The organism is Bradyrhizobium iriomotense, from assembly GCF_018130765.1.
Taxonomy (GTDB): domain Bacteria; phylum Pseudomonadota; class Alphaproteobacteria; order Rhizobiales; family Xanthobacteraceae; genus Bradyrhizobium; species Bradyrhizobium iriomotense_A.
Genome location: NZ_JAFCJZ010000014.1, coordinates 204,643 through 220,262 on the forward strand (window position 1 = coordinate 204,643; position 15,620 = coordinate 220,262).

Genomic DNA, 15,620 nt, shown 5'->3' on the forward strand with positions numbered 1-15,620 from the left:
ATCCTACGGCTCCGCGGTTCTGATCCCCGCGGGGCTCACCTGCAGCTTGAGCGTGGACGTCCTGGTCAGCGCCTTGCCGTCGAACGAGAATGCGATCAGCTCGCTTTCGACCATGCACTGGGTCAGGAGATATTTGGAGTCCTTCGACCACACCATGCCCTGGCACCAATGGCCGATCTTGGCCTCCGCCACCGGCGTGAGATCAGTCCCTGAAATCTTGTAAATCTTCAGCAGGCCGAAATCGTTGAAGAACGGCGAGGCGGGCGGCTTGTTCGAGCCGTTCATGACAGTCACCGCAACATGGCCGCCGTCCGGCGACATCTTCACCGCTTCAGGTGTCTGCCCGACGGTCACGGTCGAGACGACGCGGATCGGCGTGGCGGTCATGTCGATCAGACTGATCGTGTCGTTGTCGCCGCTGCCGGCGCCGACATTGCCGACAACGGCGGCCGCGCTGCCGGTGAGGTCGATGTCATAGGGGCGGACGCCCGCGGAGAGGTCGCGCTTGGCGTACTCGACCTTGGTCCCGTCCACGGTCAGGAGCGAGATCTTGCTGTCGCCGTCACGGGTGACCAGCGCGGTCGCGCCGTCACGCGAGAACACAGCGTGGCTCGGGCCTGACTTGGCATCACCAAGCTGGATCTTGCCGGCCGGCGTCAGCGCGCTCCCACTGATCGCAAAGACCGAGACGGTGCCTTCGCTGCGGTTCGCAACCAGCGCCAGCGTGCCCGCGCGGTTGATCGAGACACCGGCCGCGCCCGCACCGGCCTGATGGGTTGCGAGCACCTTTGGCGGCGAGGACTTTAGGTCGATGACCGAAAGCTTGTCGTCCGGCACCGTTTTGGTCGCATCCGCCGGATCGACCTTCATGGCGCCCGTCACCAGCGCAAAGGCGCCGTCCGGCGCGATTGCCACGCTCGGCGGCGGGCCGACAACGCTGGCAGGCGCCGGCACCTCGCCGAGCAGTTTCAACGTGCCGTCGGTGAAGTCGATGACGCTGACCGTATCCGGCAGCGGTTGCTTGCGCACGACGGGGCTGCCGTTCTCCAGCACCATCTTGCCGTCATTGGCGCTGACGACGATCTCGGCATGGGCCGCGAAATTGGCAAAGCCAGCCAGGGACGTTGCGACCAGGGCTGACGCGGCATGGCGCACGCATAGGCGAGGAATGGCTGTCATGTTTCCCCCGAGAGATTAGTTCTTGTCCGGCCAAGCTAAATGCAACCGGGCGCCGGACGCAACAAACTTGACCGCGATCATTTTTGCCCGGGCCCGGGGAATAAAAGGACATGAAGGGCCCCGGCGGGCATGGGAACGTGCGCCCATTTGGCGAGGACGACGCTGGCGGACGGCCACAAGCCGGAGAACTAGCTCGCCTTGCCGACATGCCACGCGGCGAGCACGGCCTTCTCCTCATCCTCTGTCAGCCCGACGACAGGTCCCTTGCTGCTGCGGAGCCAGGCGCGCGTATCGCGCGCGGTGACCGCCGGCGGTCGCGCGGTCAGCCCGGCCTCGCGCGCCGGCGAGGTGTCGCGCGCCATGAAGCCGGCGAAATCGGGCAGGGGCAGCCACATCGGCAGCGACCGCGGGCCGGTCCAGCGCCGGACGTCGTGCGCTTCAAGGAAGGTGCGATCGATCCAGGTGAATTTGCAGGATGGGTTCAGGGCGGATGCGCACTCGGCCAGAACTTCGCCGCGCGTGCGAACCGGTCCGATGCCGTCATAGATGCCGGTGAGGCCGACCTCCGCCGCATGCACGATCCATTGCGCGAGATCGCGCACGTCGATGAACTGGATGGCGTCGTCGGGCGATCCCGGTGCCAGCACCTCGCCGCCGCGCACCAGTCGCGCCGGCCAGCACGAAAACCGTCCCGTCGGATCCTCCGGCCCGACGATCAGCCCGGCCCGGCAGATGAAGGCGTCTTTGCCGACCGTCTGTTCGCAGGCGACCTTGGCGGCGCCATAGATGGCGTCGGTGCTGTGCTCGATATCCACTGTTGCGGCCTCGCGCAGCGACGCCGTGTCGGCGCGCTGCCCGGGCGTGCGATTGTCCGCATAGACGCTGACGGTCGAGACGAAGGTCCAGTGCACGCCCGGTCGCTTCAGCGCCGCCACCGCGCGGCGGACCTGACCGGGATGACGCGAGACATCGACTACCGCATCGAACGTCCCGCCCGCAAGCGGCGCAAGCCCGTCAACAGTGTCGCGGTCGATCATCACGAAGCGGGCCCCCGCCGCGATCGGTCCCGCGAGGCCGCGGGCCGCGCAAGTCACGTCGTGCCCGGCCGCACAGGCATGGGTGGCGATCGCGCGCCCAAGAAACTGGCTGCCGCCGAGGATTAGCAGGCGCATGAGATGGCCGATGGCATCGTGGCGCTTCCTTCCCTATGACGAGGGAGTGGGAGGGAGCCTACGACGTCCAGTTGCAGTTGCAAACCGCTTCCTCAGCGCGGCTTGATCTCTGCATATTTCGCCATGGCCTTCTCGAACTTCCGGTTGAACAGCCACATCGCCGCGAGGATTTCGCGGAAGCTTGCCGAGGAGCGGGCCCGGTCGGCCTGTCCGAAGGCGAAAATGCTGTTGTTGCGCAGGTGCTTCATGATGGTGGGGCTGGACACCCTGTAGTTCAGGAGGTCGTCCGATTTGAGCGCGGACCTTGTCGGGGTCGGCACGATCTGGATCAGCTCGAACAGCTTCATCTGGTCGATCGGATCAGGGAGCGTCTTCACGATTGCCGGGATCTCCCGGAAGATGTCCGCATGCGCGTTCATCAGGCCGTCGCGCACATTGGTCCAGTGGTTGAAGCGGTGATCGGTGCCGCGGGCGCGCGCCTCTTCCTTGTCGTCACGCGCGTTCAGCTCGGGATCGATCGCTGCGATCTCGCCCTTGATCGCTTCCCATTTCCTGCGGCCGTTGCGGTCCTCGGAGGGGCCGGTCTGGAAGCTGCCCATATAGGTGTTCGAGCGCCCATTGCGGACATTCTGCTTGCCGTTGGTCTCGGCGAAGAATAGCCCGAGGCTGATTCGCCCGGCAGCTTCGGCGTGACCAGGTGCAAGCCCCTTGGCACGCGCGATCGCGGCCGCGAGATCGACGACGTCCTTGAACGGCGTCGCCGAGTTCTGCGCACTGGCCGGTGGCGCCTCCATGATGTCGAACAGCTTTCCGTATTCGTCGACCAGCGGCTCGATATCGGCGTCGAAATAGGCCGGCGGGATCTCGAACTTGTTGGGCTTGCCGATCCGCGACGGCATGGCATCCGTAAGATCCTTGTAGCTGCTGATCACCGCGACGCGCGCGAGATAGAGCGCCTGTCCCGGCAGGTTCGGCAGCGGCTCCTTCGCCTCGATCTGGCGCCGCCTCTCGGCGAGGATCGATTTGAAATCGCCGAGCGCGCGCTCGTAGGCGGCGAGCGCCTCGGATTGCTTTGGCGTCGGCGCGCCGCCCTGTGCAACGGCGGGCGTCGTGACGAAGAAGGCAATAGCTGCAAAGGCCGCGGCGGCAAGTCGTCTCGATCCCATGGCGGTTCCCGTCGATTCGATGGCCAGGGAGATCGTAAGCATCAGACGCGCGCAGCCGCAATTCTCCTCTCACGCCGCCCGGTAGTCCGGCGCCGTCGTCAGGAACTTGGCATAGGCATCCGCGTCAGGCGGCTGGAAGCGGCCTTTGAGCCCGCCGCGCTTCCAGTTCTTTGCGCCGATATCGGCCATCAGCTCGTCGAAATGGCGGTAGTGATAGGGCGCAACGCAGAGGCCGCCGTAGACGCCCGCGGCGGGCCGCTCGACGCGCTTGAAGTGCAGCATCATCTCGATGTTGTCGCGCATCGCCTGCGTCGTCGGTTGGTTCGCGAGCTGGCCGTCGGCGTAGCGCACCAGCCAGTTGGCCGCGAGATCGGCGCAGAGCACGGTGCAGAACGACGAGTTGAAGCCGACGAAGCCGAGCTCCGGCAGGTCAGGGTTGGCGATCAGGCGATAGAGCCGGTACTGCCCGTCCGCATCGACCAGCCTCTGCCGATAGGCCTCGGGCAGGAACGGCACGCCGAGCTTGTAGCCGATCGCGAGCACCGCGACATCGGCACCAATGCGCTCGCCGCCGCTCATCACGATGCTGTCGCCTTCATAATGATCGAACGTGCCGAACACCGCCTTGATGCGGCCATCGGCGACCATCGGATAGAAGTCCGGCGTTGCGATCGGCACCGAGCAGTTGACGCCGTCCTCGATCCGCTCCGTCGGCACCATCTTGCACTGCTTGAGCTTGAGCTGCGCCTTCAACAGGCTCTCCAGCCCGCGCCAGTTTGCCCAGACCAGCGGCGCGGCGATGCGATGCGCGAGCCTTGCCATCGCGCTGGCGCCCCAGCCCGGAAACATCTCCTCCTGTGCGCGGATGTAGAGGATGCGCTTGAAGTTCACGAGCCCGCCGATGAAATAGGGGATGCGCCAGACTGGCTCGCGCATCACGATGGTGACCTCGCGTGCGCCTGACCTCACCGCGTTCACGGCGATGTCGGTGGCCGATTTCGAGCCGCCGAGCACGACGACGCGGCGGCCTTTTGCCAGCGCAGGATCGCCGTATTTCGACGAATGCAGGATCTGGCCGCCCTGCGCCAGAAAACCGTCCTCGCCCGGACAATGCAGCTCGCGCGGCTCGTTGAACTGCCCGGTGCAGACCGCGACGAAATCGAAATCTTCGTTCGTCGTAGCGCCGTCCTGGTTCGATAACGCCAGCGTCCAGCCCGGTCTGCCGTCGGCACGCCGCGCCATGCCGGCGACCTCGGTGTCGAGGCGCAACATGCGGTCGAGGCCAAAGCCCTTCGCATAGTCGGCGAGATAGGCGTGGACCTGCGGCCCGGTCGGCCATTCCGGATAGGCGTCCGGCATCGCGCGATCGGTGTAGCGGTAGAGATCCTTCGGGCTCTGGGTCTGCACGTCAGGATAGGAGCGCGCCGGCTCCCAGACGCCGCCAAGATCGCCGCTGCGCTCGACGATGGTGACGCGGTGGCCGCGGGCGGCGAACGCCTTTGCGGCGGCAAGGCCGGAGACGCCGGCGCCGATCACGCAGACATGTTTTGGGCTGACCATGGGGTTGCTCGCAATCGATGTGTTTCGCGCATGCGGTCACGTTCGGCCGCAAGGCGCGGCCGTCAGTGCCTGCAAGCAGATGAAAGTGGACGAAGGAGGCTGCCGCCTAGTCGTTGGCCTCGGGCGGCAGGAAGTCGACCTCGTGCAGTGCCGAGATGCGCACGACCTCGGCGGGGTCAGTCAGATTGTGCAGCTGGTTGAACAGCGCCTCCAGCTTCTGCATCGGCGAGACCCAGAACAGCGCGCGGCACGGCTTGTCGGACTTGTTGAAGTATCCGTGCGGAATGCCGCGCGGCATGCGCACGAGGTCGCCGGCGTGGGCCTTGACCCATTGGCCGTCGAGCTTGAGGTCGAGCGTGCCTTCCTGCACCAGGATGAACTCGTCCTGGGTCGGATGGATGTGCACCGGCACGAACTGGCCGGGATCGCTGTTGGTTTCGAACGCGAAGGTGGAATCGGTGACGGCCTTGGGGAAATAGACCTGGCCAAGAATGTTCCAGCTCTTGCCGCCATAGCCCGTGCCGTTCGCGGTAATGCCCTTTTCGAGTGCAGTCATGGCTTGCTCCTGATGGATTCCGGCGGGGAGGGAGCTTCCGCCCGCGATGGGCCGCCTGTCTATCCGCTAAACGAATCCGGATGCGGCTATTGCCCTGCAGCACGACGATTTTGCGGGTGCGGCCCTTTTCGCGTCGGGGGAACTATTATAGGCTTAAAGCAATTCCGTGACGCGAAGCGTGGTCGACGATGTCCGCAGCCGTGCTGGAGGTGAGCGCAAGGGCGTCTGCAGCCGAACGGCTTGCGGATTTCGCCCGCGTCACCACCGACGATGTCGACGAAGCGGCCGAGCAGATCGGGCGCATCTTCTGCCCGCACGATCTCACACCGTCACGGCTGCGCGCCTCCGGGTTCTCCGCCCGGCACAATTGCGCGGCATTCGCAGGGTTTTCCATCAACTACGTCGCCTATGGCGGATCGGTCAGTATCGATCCCGGCTGCCTCGAGCGCTTCTTCCTGGTGCAGGTCCCGCTCACGGGCTCGGCCCGCATACGTGCCGGCGCCGGCGAGCTCGACGCCGTGCCGGGCCGGACCGCCTCGCTGCTGTCGCCGACCATCCCGACCCGGATGGTGTGGAGCGACTGCGCGCAGGCGATCCTGCTGCTCGACCGCCGCATGGTCGAGCAGCGCGCCGCGGCGCTGTCGGGCAGGGCGGCTGACGCGGTCGAGTTCGATGCTGCGATCGACCTGGACGCGCCGTCCGGGCGCCGCCTGCAAGCCAGCCTTGCCGAGCTGATGCTGATAGCCGAACGCCTCGGGCCGTCCGGCAGGCTGTCACCGGTCGCAATGGCGGATTGGCGCGAGGCGCTGCTCGATCACCTCCTCAACGGCCAGCGGCATGGCCTGTCGGATGCGATCCGGACGTTCTCGGGGCAAGCCGAGCGTCTGCCACGCGCGCTCCGCGCCGCGCGCGACCATCTTGCGGACAATGCCGGCGAGCCGCTCGACCTCGTGCAGCTTGCCCGCGCCTCCGGCATCGGCATCCGCGCGCTCCAGCTCGGCTTCCGCCGTCACTTCGGCGTCTCGATCTCACAGATGCTGCTCGACATGCGCCTTGCCGGCCTGCATGCGCGTCTTGCGCAATCCGCACCCGATGCCTCCATCACCGAGATCGCCTTCGATCTCGGCTTCACCCATCTCGGCCGCATGGCCGGCGCCTACCGCGAAAAATTCGGCGAGACGCCGTCGGCGACGCTGCGGCGAAGGATGAGCTAGGCCCGAGGCGGCTACTTTCGCGATCGCGTGGTGCCGCTGTCTTCAGCCGTCTGCCTGCGCAAAAAGCCCTCGACGTCGGCCTGCACCGAGTATGGCGTCGGGATCGCGTCGCCCGCGGAATCGACGGCGGTGTCGAGAGAGCGGCGCAGCATGCGCGCGAGCTCGGCCTTGCGGTACGGCTTCGTCAGCAGCGGTGCGCTCATCGTGGCGCGGGCCTGCGTGTGCGAGTCATGGGCGTAGCCCGAGGTGAACAGCACTCTCAGCGACGGCCGCGCGGCCACCATCTGCTCGGCGAGCTCGCGCCCGTTGATGCCGCCCGCCATCACGATGTCGGTGAACAGCAGGTCGAACGCCTTGCCGTCCGCGGCGATGGCGAGCGCTTCGGTGGCGTTCGCGGCGGGGATGACCTTGTAACCGAGGCTCTCAAGCTGCACCGTGACGTATTGGCGGACGTCGCGGTCGTCCTCGACGCAAAGGATGGTTTCCTGTCCGCCCACGATCTTGCGCTCGTCATAGCCGGCCGGGCGAAGCGTGCTGGTCTCGGCCTTCGGCAGGTAGATCTTGAATGTCGTGCCGCGGCCTTCATCGGAGGCGACCTTGATGCCGCCGCCGGACTGCTTGACGAAGCCGAACACCATGCTGAGCCCAAGCCCCGTGCCCTTGCCGACCTCCTTGGTCGAGAAGAACGGATCGAAGATGCGTTCGAGAATGGCCCGCGGAATGCCGGTGCCGTTGTCGGCGATCTCGATCTCGACATAGTCGCCGGCATAGCCGGCGCCGACCGCCACGGCCTCGCGGACGCCGAACACGACGTTGCGCGTCGTCAGCGTCAGCCTGCCGCCGCCCAGCATCGCGTCGCGGGCGTTGATGGCAAGGTTGAGCAGCGCCGAGCTCAATTGACCGCGATCGGCAAAGGCCAGCCAGACATTGGCGTCCAGCTTCGTCACGATCTCGATCTTCTTGTCGAAGGTCGCCAGCAGCAGCTTTGCCAGTTCCTCGAGCAGTTCGTTGACGTCGATCTCGGCCGGCTGGAGCGCCTGCTTGCGGGCAAAGGACAACAGGCTCGATGTCAGCGTAGCGCCGCGATCGGCAGCCTCGCTGATCAGCTTGGTGATGGTCGCAAGCGGCGGATTGTCCTTCACGGCATCGGCGAGGATCTCGATCGTGCCGGTGATCACCGTGAGCATGTTGTTGAATTCGTGCGCGATGCCGCCGGTGAGCTGCCCGACCGCCTCCATCTTCTGGGCCTGGATCAGCTGCTCCTCGGCGGCGCGCTTCTGGGTGACGTCCTTGACGAAGGTGTTGATGATGGTGCGTTCGCCGAGGTGCAGCGCCGTGCTCGATGCCTCGATCAGGATCTCGTCGCCGTTCCGATGCAGCAGGCTCGCCTCGAAGCGGATGCCGATCGGCGTATCCGTCAGTTCGGGCAGCAGCCGCATCATGCGTTGCCGGAAGCCGTCGCGGAGCGGCGCGGCGATGAGGAGGTCGACGACGTCGGCGCCGAGCGCCTCCTGTCGCGACCACCCGGTCAGGGCTTCGGCCTGGAAGCTCCACTCCAGGACGATGCCGCGCTCATCGGTCTGCACAAAGGCGTCGAGCGCGGTTTTGATGATGGCTTGCGTGATCTGCGCGCTCTCGGCGATGGCCTTCGCCTGATCGTGCTGCGTCGTCTCGATCGCAGGCAGGCACAGACGCGCGATCAGCGCCGCACTGGCGGCGCTTGCGAGCAGAGCAATGATCTGGGGCGTGCCGAAGCCACCGACGGCTCCGGTCACGGCATAGGAGGCGAGGAGGGCTGCGGCGGTCACGACGACCTGCACGGCCATCGCGAGTGTCAGAAGCCCCCTGAGTTTCATGTCTCACACCAAAGACGTCAGCCGCGCATGTCGACGAGCCCGGCATCATGTGAGCTACAGACTGCCCGGCTCTCCGTCGATGGTCAATTTGCGGCTCCGAAAGGCCGCCGGGAACAGGGAATATGCTTCAACCTGGCGGCGAATCGGTCTGGCGCAGCGTCGTCACCCAGATGGCGCGCGCCACCTGCTGGGTCGGGTTGTCGAACATGTGCGGCACGATGCTCGGAAAGCGGAAGCTGTCGCCGGCCTCGAGCAGATGGGCCTGGTTGTCGAGCCACAGCCGCAGGCTGCCCGACAGGATGTAGCCCGCCTTCTCGCCGGTGTGCTGGAGGAAGTCGGTGCCCGAGGACGCCCCGGGATTGAGCGTGAGCTCGTAGAGCTCGAGCTGGCCCTTGCCGTCAGGGGTGAGGGCTTCCTTGACGACGCCGCTGGCGGTGAGCCGCAGCAGGCGCCGGTTGTTCTTGCGCACGATGTAGCGCTGCACGTCGCTGGGATCGCTGGTCTCGAAGAAGTAGGAGATCGGCACGTCGAGCGCGATGCTGAGCAGGCGCAGGGTGCGGATCGACGGCATGGCGCGCGCGCGCTCGAGCTGGCTGATCATGCCGTTGGAGAGGCCGGTCTTGTTGGCGACGTCCTGGATCGAGAGCCCGGCGCGCTGACGCAGCAGCCGCACGGTCTCGCCGAGGCGCTGGTCGACCGCATCGTCGGCCTCGATCGCCGGGGCGTCCTTGGTGCCGTTCGTATCGCCGCGACCATCCATGTCGCTCTCCCATGCATCGTCTCACCCCGGACCGGATCGATCTGGGGTTCAGCCACAGTGAAAAGTTTGCGCATCCTAGCAATGTGATTGACAGCTGTATTTAGTCATGATGAACTTTTGATCGAAAAATTTAGAAGCACTAAAGCCCACTCCTTGTCCCTTGCCGGGGTCTCGGGGGCGCGGGAGACGGTGCCGCGTGCGACAAGGAGAGTGGGTCATGGCAGGCGACACCGGCAAGTTCGGCGTTGGGGCAGTGCATCTCGGTGTTCCGAATCGCCGTCAGTTCTTCCAGCTCGGCGTCGGCGCCGCGGCAGGATGGAGCCTCGCAGGCAGCGCCTTCGCGCAGACCGAGCGCCCGACCAGCCCGCCGGACAAGCCGCGCGGCCAGGTGATCGCGGCGCTGTCGCAGGAGCCGACCGTCTTCCATCCCTTGATGCCCGGCATCGAGGTCGATCAGGGCATCTGGTGGCAGGTGTTTTCGCCGCTCTGGTACATCGACCCCGACGGGAATTTCGTTCCCGACCTCGCCCGCGAGGTCCCGACCCTCGAGAATGGCGGCCTGTCGGCCGACGGCCTGACCTGGAAGATCAAGCTCCGCAGCGACGTGAAGTGGCACGACGGCACGCCGTTCACGGCGGAGGACGTCAAATTCTCCATCGAGCTGATCAACAATCCCGGTTTTCGCGCGCGCAGCCGGGTCGGCCATAGCCTCGTCAAGGACATCACCGTCGTGGCGCCCGACGAGATCCATTGGCGGATGGAAGCGCCCTATTCGCCCTATATGTCGATCCTGGCGTCGTTCACCTTCATCGTGCCCAAGCACATCCTGGAGAAGGTGTCCGATCCGAACGCCTCGCCGTTCCACAATGCGCCGGTCGGGACCGGCCCGTTCCGTTGGGGTGAGCGCGTACCCGGCGATCATATCCAGCTGAATGCCCACACCGGCTATCACGGCAAGGGGCCGTACGTCGAACGCGTGGTCTTCAAATACATCCCTGATCTCACCGTGCTCTACACGCAGTTCCGCACTGGACAGGTCGACTACACGGGCCTTGCAGGCATCCTGCCGAACTTCGTGCAGGAGGCGAAGACGCTGAAGGGCCGCAAGATCTTCGTCTCTTCGACGTCCTCGGTCGAGCATATCGCGCCGAACCTGGATTTTGGCCCCTTCACTGATCGCGCCGTGCGCGAGGCGCTCTATCTCGGCATCAACAAGCAGGCGATCATCGATGCGCTCTATTACGGCCTGCCGACGCAGACCGAGAGCTTCGTGCCGCAGCAGGCCTGGTCGTTCCAGCAGGGGCTGCCGCAGCACAAATACGATCCTGCCAAGGCCAATGCGCTGCTCGACGCAGCGGGCTGGGTTCGCGGCTCCAGCGGCATTCGCGAGAAGGGCGGCGTCAAGCTCGAATTCACCAACTCGACGACGGCGGGCAGTGCCGTGCGCGAGCAGTGCCAGCAGCTCCTGATCCAGGACTGGCGCGCCATTGGCGCAACGATGCGCGTCAACAACATGCCGGCGGCCGTGATCTGGGGTGACTTCTGGCAGCAATCGAAGTTCAATTCGGTGATCGTCGGCGTGAACTTCATGCTGGGCAGCGACCCCGACGTGACGCCGCGCTTCGGCTCCGGCGCCATTCCCGCCAAGGGCGGCCGCGGCTACAACACGTATCAATATCAGAGTGCGGAGGCCGACCGGCTGCTGGCTCAAGGCGCCAAGCAATTCGACCTGGCGCAGCGCAAGGCGACCTATGGTGAGCTGCAAAAGCTCATCCGCAACGACCTGGCGATCCTGCCGCTATTCCAGAGCTTCATCGCCGAGGGTATCAAGGAGGGGCTGCAAGGCTTCCGTCCCAACATCAACATGTCGATCAACAGCTGGAACATGCGCGAATGGTACTGGGCCTGATGTCTCAGGCCGGCTGGATCGCCTGAGATGGCCCGCTACGTCGCCAATCGCCTGGCGCAGGCGATCATGCTGCTCGTGATCGTCTCGGCGATCGGCTTTGCCATTCTGCATCTAGCGCCGGGCGGCCCGCTCTCGCAGTTTGCCGTCTCCGGGCAGATGACGCAGGAGGACCTCGACCGCGTCACGAAGCAGCTTGGCCTCGATCGGCCGCTGCCGATTCAGTACCTCGACTGGTTCGGCCGCATGCTGAAAGGCGATTGGGGCAAGTCCTATCGCGACGGCGAGGCCGTGCTGTCGGTGATCTCCTCGCATCTCGGCGCCACCCTGGAGCTGATGGCGACGGCAACCATCATCGCGGTGCTGCTCGGCTGCTGGATCGGCATCCTTGGCGCGCTGCGCCGCTATTCGGTGTTCGATACGCTCGCCACCGTCGGCGCCATGATCGCGCTGTCGATCCCGACCTTCTGGTTCGGCCTCGTCACCATCTACGTGTTCTCGGTGAAGCTCGGCTGGCTTCCGGCCGGCAACCGGCAGACCATCGGCGATGGCTCCTTCCTCGACCTGCTGCATCACCTGATTGCGCCGGCCATGGTGCTGGCGCTGGTCGAGACCGCGATGTGGGGGCGATTCATGCGCTCCTCGATGCTGGAGGTCATCAACCAGGACTACATCCGCACCGCGCGCGCCAAGGGCATGCCGGAATGGCGCATCCTCACCGTGCACGCACTGCGCAACGCGCTGCTGCCGATGATCACGGTGGCAGGCCTGCAGTTCCCGACGCTGCTGGGCGGCGCGCTGGTGGCGGAAACCGTGTTCACCTGGCCCGGCATGGGCCGGCTGTTCCTGGATTCCATCGGCTACCGCGACTATCCCGTGGTGATGGGCATCCTGATGTTTTCGGCGACGATGGTGCTGATCGGCTCGCTGCTCGCCGACATCCTCTATGCCGTCGTCGATCCGCGCATCCGGGTGGGCTAGGCATGGCGACTGCGGCCCTCTCCACTGTCCAGCGCACGCCCGGTCAGGCCGCGTGGCGGCGCTTTTGCCGTCACCGTCTGGCGCTTGCGGGTGCGCTGATCATCCTCGTTCTCGTGCTCGGCTCGGCATTGGGCCCCTATCTCCTGCCGTTCGACGACACCTATATCGACATCATGAAGCGGTTCGCGCCGCCGCTGTCGGGCGCGCATATTCTCGGCACCGACGAGCTCGGCCGCGACGTGCTGGCGCGGTTGATGATGGGCGGGCGCGTCTCGCTCTCGATCGGCATCGTCGCGATGGTGATGGCGATGGCGATCGGCATCGTCGTCGGCGCGTTCGCCGGCTTCTATGGCGGCGCCGTCGGTGCGGTCCTGATGCGGCTCGTTGACGCCGTGCTGTGCTTTCCGACCATCTTCCTCCTGCTCGCGCTCGCGGCGCTCACCGAGCCCGGCCTCGTCACCACCACGGTGCTGATCGCGGCCACGGCCTGGATGGCCGTTGCCCGCGTCGTCGAAGCCCAGGTGCGATCGCTGCGCGAGCGCGAGTTCGCCGTGGCCGCGCTCGCCTTCGGGTCGTCGAACCTGCGCATCATGTTCCGCGAGCTCGTGCCCAATGCGATCGCGCCGATCGTGGTGGCGGCGACACTGAACGTCGCCAAGGCGATCCTGCTCGAATCCTATGTCAGCTATCTCGGTTTCGGCATCCAGCCGCCGGCCGCGAGCTGGGGCAACATGCTCAACAACGCGCAGATCTATCTCACCAGCGCGCCATGGCTCGCGATCGTGCCGGGCGTCGCCATCACGCTCGCGGTGACCAGCTTCAATTTCCTCGGTGACGGGCTGCGCGATGCGCTCGATCCGCGAATGAACATCCCATGACGAGCAAGAGCTCGACCGAAGTGAATGCCAGGAGTGCCCCATGTCCCCGCCGCTCAACCGTATAAATAGCGACGAACGCCTGCCGGCGCAGGTGGACGTCGTCGTCATCGGCGGCGGTGTGATCGGCGTCTCCGCGGCCTATCATCTCGCGAAGAAGGGCCATTCCGTCGCCCTCGTCGAGAAAGGCCATGTCGGCGGCGAGCAGTCGAGCCGCAATTGGGGCTGGTGCCGCCAGCAGGGCCGCGCCCGTGAGGAAATCCCGCTGGCGCGCGAGGCGCTGCGGCTGTGGGAGGACATGCAGAACGACGCCGGCGTCGATGCCGGCTTTCGCCGCACCGGCGTCCTGTTCCTCACCAAGAGCAAGGACGAGCTCGCCGGTTGGGAGCGCTGGGCCGCAATCGCGCGCGAGCAGCAGGTCCACTCCACCGTGCTGACGCCGGCAGAGGTTGCCGAGCGCTTGCCTGATAATGCCGACAAATGGGTCGGCGGACTGCACACGCCGAGCGATGGCCGCGCCGAGCCGTCGATGGCCGTGCCCGCTCTTGCGACTGCCGCACGCAAGCACGGCGTGACCATTCACCAGGGCTGCGCCGCCCGCGGGCTGGAGACGACCGGCGGAAAGGTCAGTGCCGTCGTCACCGAGAAGGGCACCATTCGCACCCAATCCGTGCTGCTGTCGGGCGGCGCTTGGTCGTCGCTGTTCTGCCGCCGCCACGGCATCGAGCTGCCGATCGGCCTCGTCAACGCAACGGCCTGCCGGACCACGCCGGGGCCGGAGATCACCTCGGGCGCGCTCGGCACCGACTTCTACTGCATCCGCCGCCGCCTCGACGGCGGCTTCACGCTGGCGCTGCGCAACCGCGGCACGGTCGAGCTGTCGCCCGATCTGTTCCGTTACGCGCGCACCTTCTGGCCGACCTATCTGCATCGCAAGAACGGCTTGAAGCTGTCGTTTGGCAAATCGTTCTTCGACCAGCTCATGCGTGGCACGAGCTGGAGCCTCGACAAGCCGTCGCCGTTCGAGACCGAGCGTGTACGTGATCCCGCGCCCGACATGTCGCTGGTCAATGCGGCGCTGGCTTCGTTGATCAAGTCCAACCCCGAGCTGAAGGACATCGAGATCGCGGAAGCCTGGGGCGGCACGATCGACTGCACGCCGGACACCATTCCCGTGATCTCACCGGTCGATGCGCTGCCGGGTTTCTTCCTCGCGACCGGCTTCTCCGGCCATGGCTTCGGCATTGGTCCGGCGGCCGGCAAGCTCGCCGCAGACATCGTGACGGGCGCGACGCCGCTGGTCGATCCCGCCGCCTACAGCCACAAGCGCATGATCGACGGCCGCCGGCTCGCGCCGGTCAGCCCGTTCTGAGGATGCTCGTGACATGACGGTTCTCTACAAGGCCAACACGGTGCGCGGCGCGGAGTGGGCCCGTTTCTTCGCGGAGCGCGCGCCCGACATGCCGTTCCGGCTCTGGCCCGACATCGGCGATCCCGCAGAGGTGCGCTATCTCGTGACCTGGGTGCCGCCTGATAACATCGCGACGACGTTCCCGAACATCGAGCTGGTGTTCTCGGTCGGTGCCGGCGTCGACCAGTTCGATCCGACGAAACTGCCGCCGCACATTCCGCTGCTGCGGATGCTGGAGCCCGGCATCGCCGAGACCATGGTGGAATACGTCACCATGAGCGTGCTCGCCCTGCATCGCGATCTCCTGCACTTCATCAACCAGCAGAAGGAGCAGGTCTGGCGCGAGATCCGGATCACGCCGGCCAGGCGCCGGCGTGTCGGCGTGATGGGGCTCGGCCAACTCGGCCAGGCTGTGCTCGAGCGGCTCAAGGCGTTCGGTTTTCCGCTTCTCGGCTGGAACCGCTCGCCGCGCGAGATCGACGGCGTCACTTGCTACGCAGGTGCTGAGGCCTTGCCGGATTTCCTCGTGCAGACGGACATCCTCGTCTGCCTGCTGCCGCTGACCGACGAGACCCGCGGCATCCTGAATGCGGACCTCTTCGCGGGCCTGCCGCGCGGTGCGGGGCTCGTCAATGTCGGACGCGGCCCGCATCTCGTCGAAGCCGATTTCCTCGCCGCTCTCGACAGCGGCGCACTGTCGGGCGCGGTGCTCGACGTCGCTGAACCCGAGCCGCTGCCGGTGGGCCATCCGTTCTGGAGCCATCCGCGCATCCTGCTCACGCCGCACAATGCCAGCATGACCACGCCCGATACGGCCGTCGACTACGTGCTCGACGTCATCGCACGTCACCGCCGCGGCGAAGAGCTTCCCGGGCGGGTCGATCGCAGCCGTGGTTACTGAGGGCGTGATGGTGATGGGAACACCGGTGCTGCCACGAGCTCCTCTTGCCTCTCCCGCTTGCGGGAGAGGTCGGCGCGAAGCGC

At 66.0% G+C, this 15,620-nt stretch carries 13 protein-coding genes; 6 read left to right on the forward strand and 7 right to left on the reverse strand.

Annotation, left to right across the window (positions count from 1 at the left end):
- Positions 1-3: 3 nt before the first annotated feature.
- The 5 genes from JQ635_RS24005 to JQ635_RS24025 form a co-directional block, all read right to left on the reverse strand.
- Positions 4-1,179: a YncE family protein gene (locus JQ635_RS24005; protein WP_211412250.1), complete on the reverse strand. Its 1,176-nt coding sequence runs from the start codon at positions 1,177-1,179 to the stop codon at positions 4-6.
- A gap of 188 nt (positions 1,180-1,367) precedes the next feature.
- Complete coding sequence (locus tag JQ635_RS24010; RefSeq protein ID WP_211412251.1) at positions 1,368-2,351, reverse strand: NAD-dependent epimerase/dehydratase family protein; 984 nt, start codon at positions 2,349-2,351, stop codon at positions 1,368-1,370.
- A gap of 92 nt (positions 2,352-2,443) precedes the next feature.
- The gene (locus JQ635_RS24015) at positions 2,444-3,517 is read right to left on the reverse strand and encodes a hypothetical protein (RefSeq protein ID WP_211412252.1); all 1,074 of its coding nucleotides are present in this window, start codon (positions 3,515-3,517) and stop codon (positions 2,444-2,446) included.
- 69 nt (positions 3,518-3,586) lie between these two features.
- Positions 3,587-5,077, reverse strand: coding sequence for a flavin-containing monooxygenase (locus tag JQ635_RS24020; RefSeq protein WP_211412253.1), 1,491 nt, complete (start codon positions 5,075-5,077; stop codon positions 3,587-3,589).
- 106 nt (positions 5,078-5,183) lie between these two features.
- Positions 5,184-5,633, reverse strand: a complete 450-nt coding sequence (locus JQ635_RS24025; RefSeq protein WP_024339447.1) for a cupin domain-containing protein — start codon at positions 5,631-5,633, stop codon at positions 5,184-5,186.
- A 188-nt stretch (positions 5,634-5,821) separates the two neighbouring features.
- Between JQ635_RS24025 and JQ635_RS24030 the strand changes: the two genes are divergently transcribed.
- Complete coding sequence (locus tag JQ635_RS24030; RefSeq protein WP_211412254.1) at positions 5,822-6,847, forward strand: AraC family transcriptional regulator; 1,026 nt, start codon at positions 5,822-5,824, stop codon at positions 6,845-6,847.
- 11 nt (positions 6,848-6,858) lie between these two features.
- Here JQ635_RS24030 and JQ635_RS24035 read toward each other — a convergent pair whose 3' ends face one another.
- On the reverse strand, positions 6,859-8,703 hold the full coding sequence (locus tag JQ635_RS24035) for an ATP-binding protein (RefSeq protein WP_211412255.1): 1,845 nt from the start codon (positions 8,701-8,703) through the stop codon (positions 6,859-6,861).
- 127 nt (positions 8,704-8,830) lie between these two features.
- Positions 8,831-9,463 carry a cupin domain-containing protein gene (locus JQ635_RS24040; protein ID WP_211412256.1) on the reverse strand — a complete coding sequence of 211 codons (633 nt, stop codon included), beginning with the start codon at positions 9,461-9,463 and terminating at the stop codon, positions 8,831-8,833.
- 217 nt (positions 9,464-9,680) lie between these two features.
- Here JQ635_RS24040 and JQ635_RS24045 point away from each other — a divergent pair, with 217 nt between their 5' ends.
- From JQ635_RS24045 to JQ635_RS24065, 5 genes are read left to right on the forward strand one after another with little or no spacing between them, the layout of a single operon-like run.
- Positions 9,681-11,372 (forward strand): peptide ABC transporter substrate-binding protein, encoded by a 1,692-nt coding sequence (locus tag JQ635_RS24045; protein ID WP_211412257.1) that lies wholly within the window; start codon positions 9,681-9,683, stop codon positions 11,370-11,372.
- Between the two features lie 27 nt (positions 11,373-11,399).
- Positions 11,400-12,350, forward strand: coding sequence for an ABC transporter permease (locus tag JQ635_RS24050; RefSeq protein ID WP_211412258.1), 951 nt, complete (start codon positions 11,400-11,402; stop codon positions 12,348-12,350).
- A 2-nt stretch (positions 12,351-12,352) separates the two neighbouring features.
- The gene (locus JQ635_RS24055; protein ID WP_211412259.1) at positions 12,353-13,228 is read left to right on the forward strand and encodes an ABC transporter permease; all 876 of its coding nucleotides are present in this window, start codon (positions 12,353-12,355) and stop codon (positions 13,226-13,228) included.
- Positions 13,229-13,268: 40 nt separating this feature from the next.
- Positions 13,269-14,597: an NAD(P)/FAD-dependent oxidoreductase gene (locus tag JQ635_RS24060; protein ID WP_211412260.1), complete on the forward strand. Its 1,329-nt coding sequence runs from the start codon at positions 13,269-13,271 to the stop codon at positions 14,595-14,597.
- A gap of 13 nt (positions 14,598-14,610) precedes the next feature.
- Complete coding sequence (locus tag JQ635_RS24065; protein ID WP_211412261.1) at positions 14,611-15,537, forward strand: 2-hydroxyacid dehydrogenase; 927 nt, start codon at positions 14,611-14,613, stop codon at positions 15,535-15,537.
- Positions 15,538-15,620 lie beyond the last annotated feature (83 nt).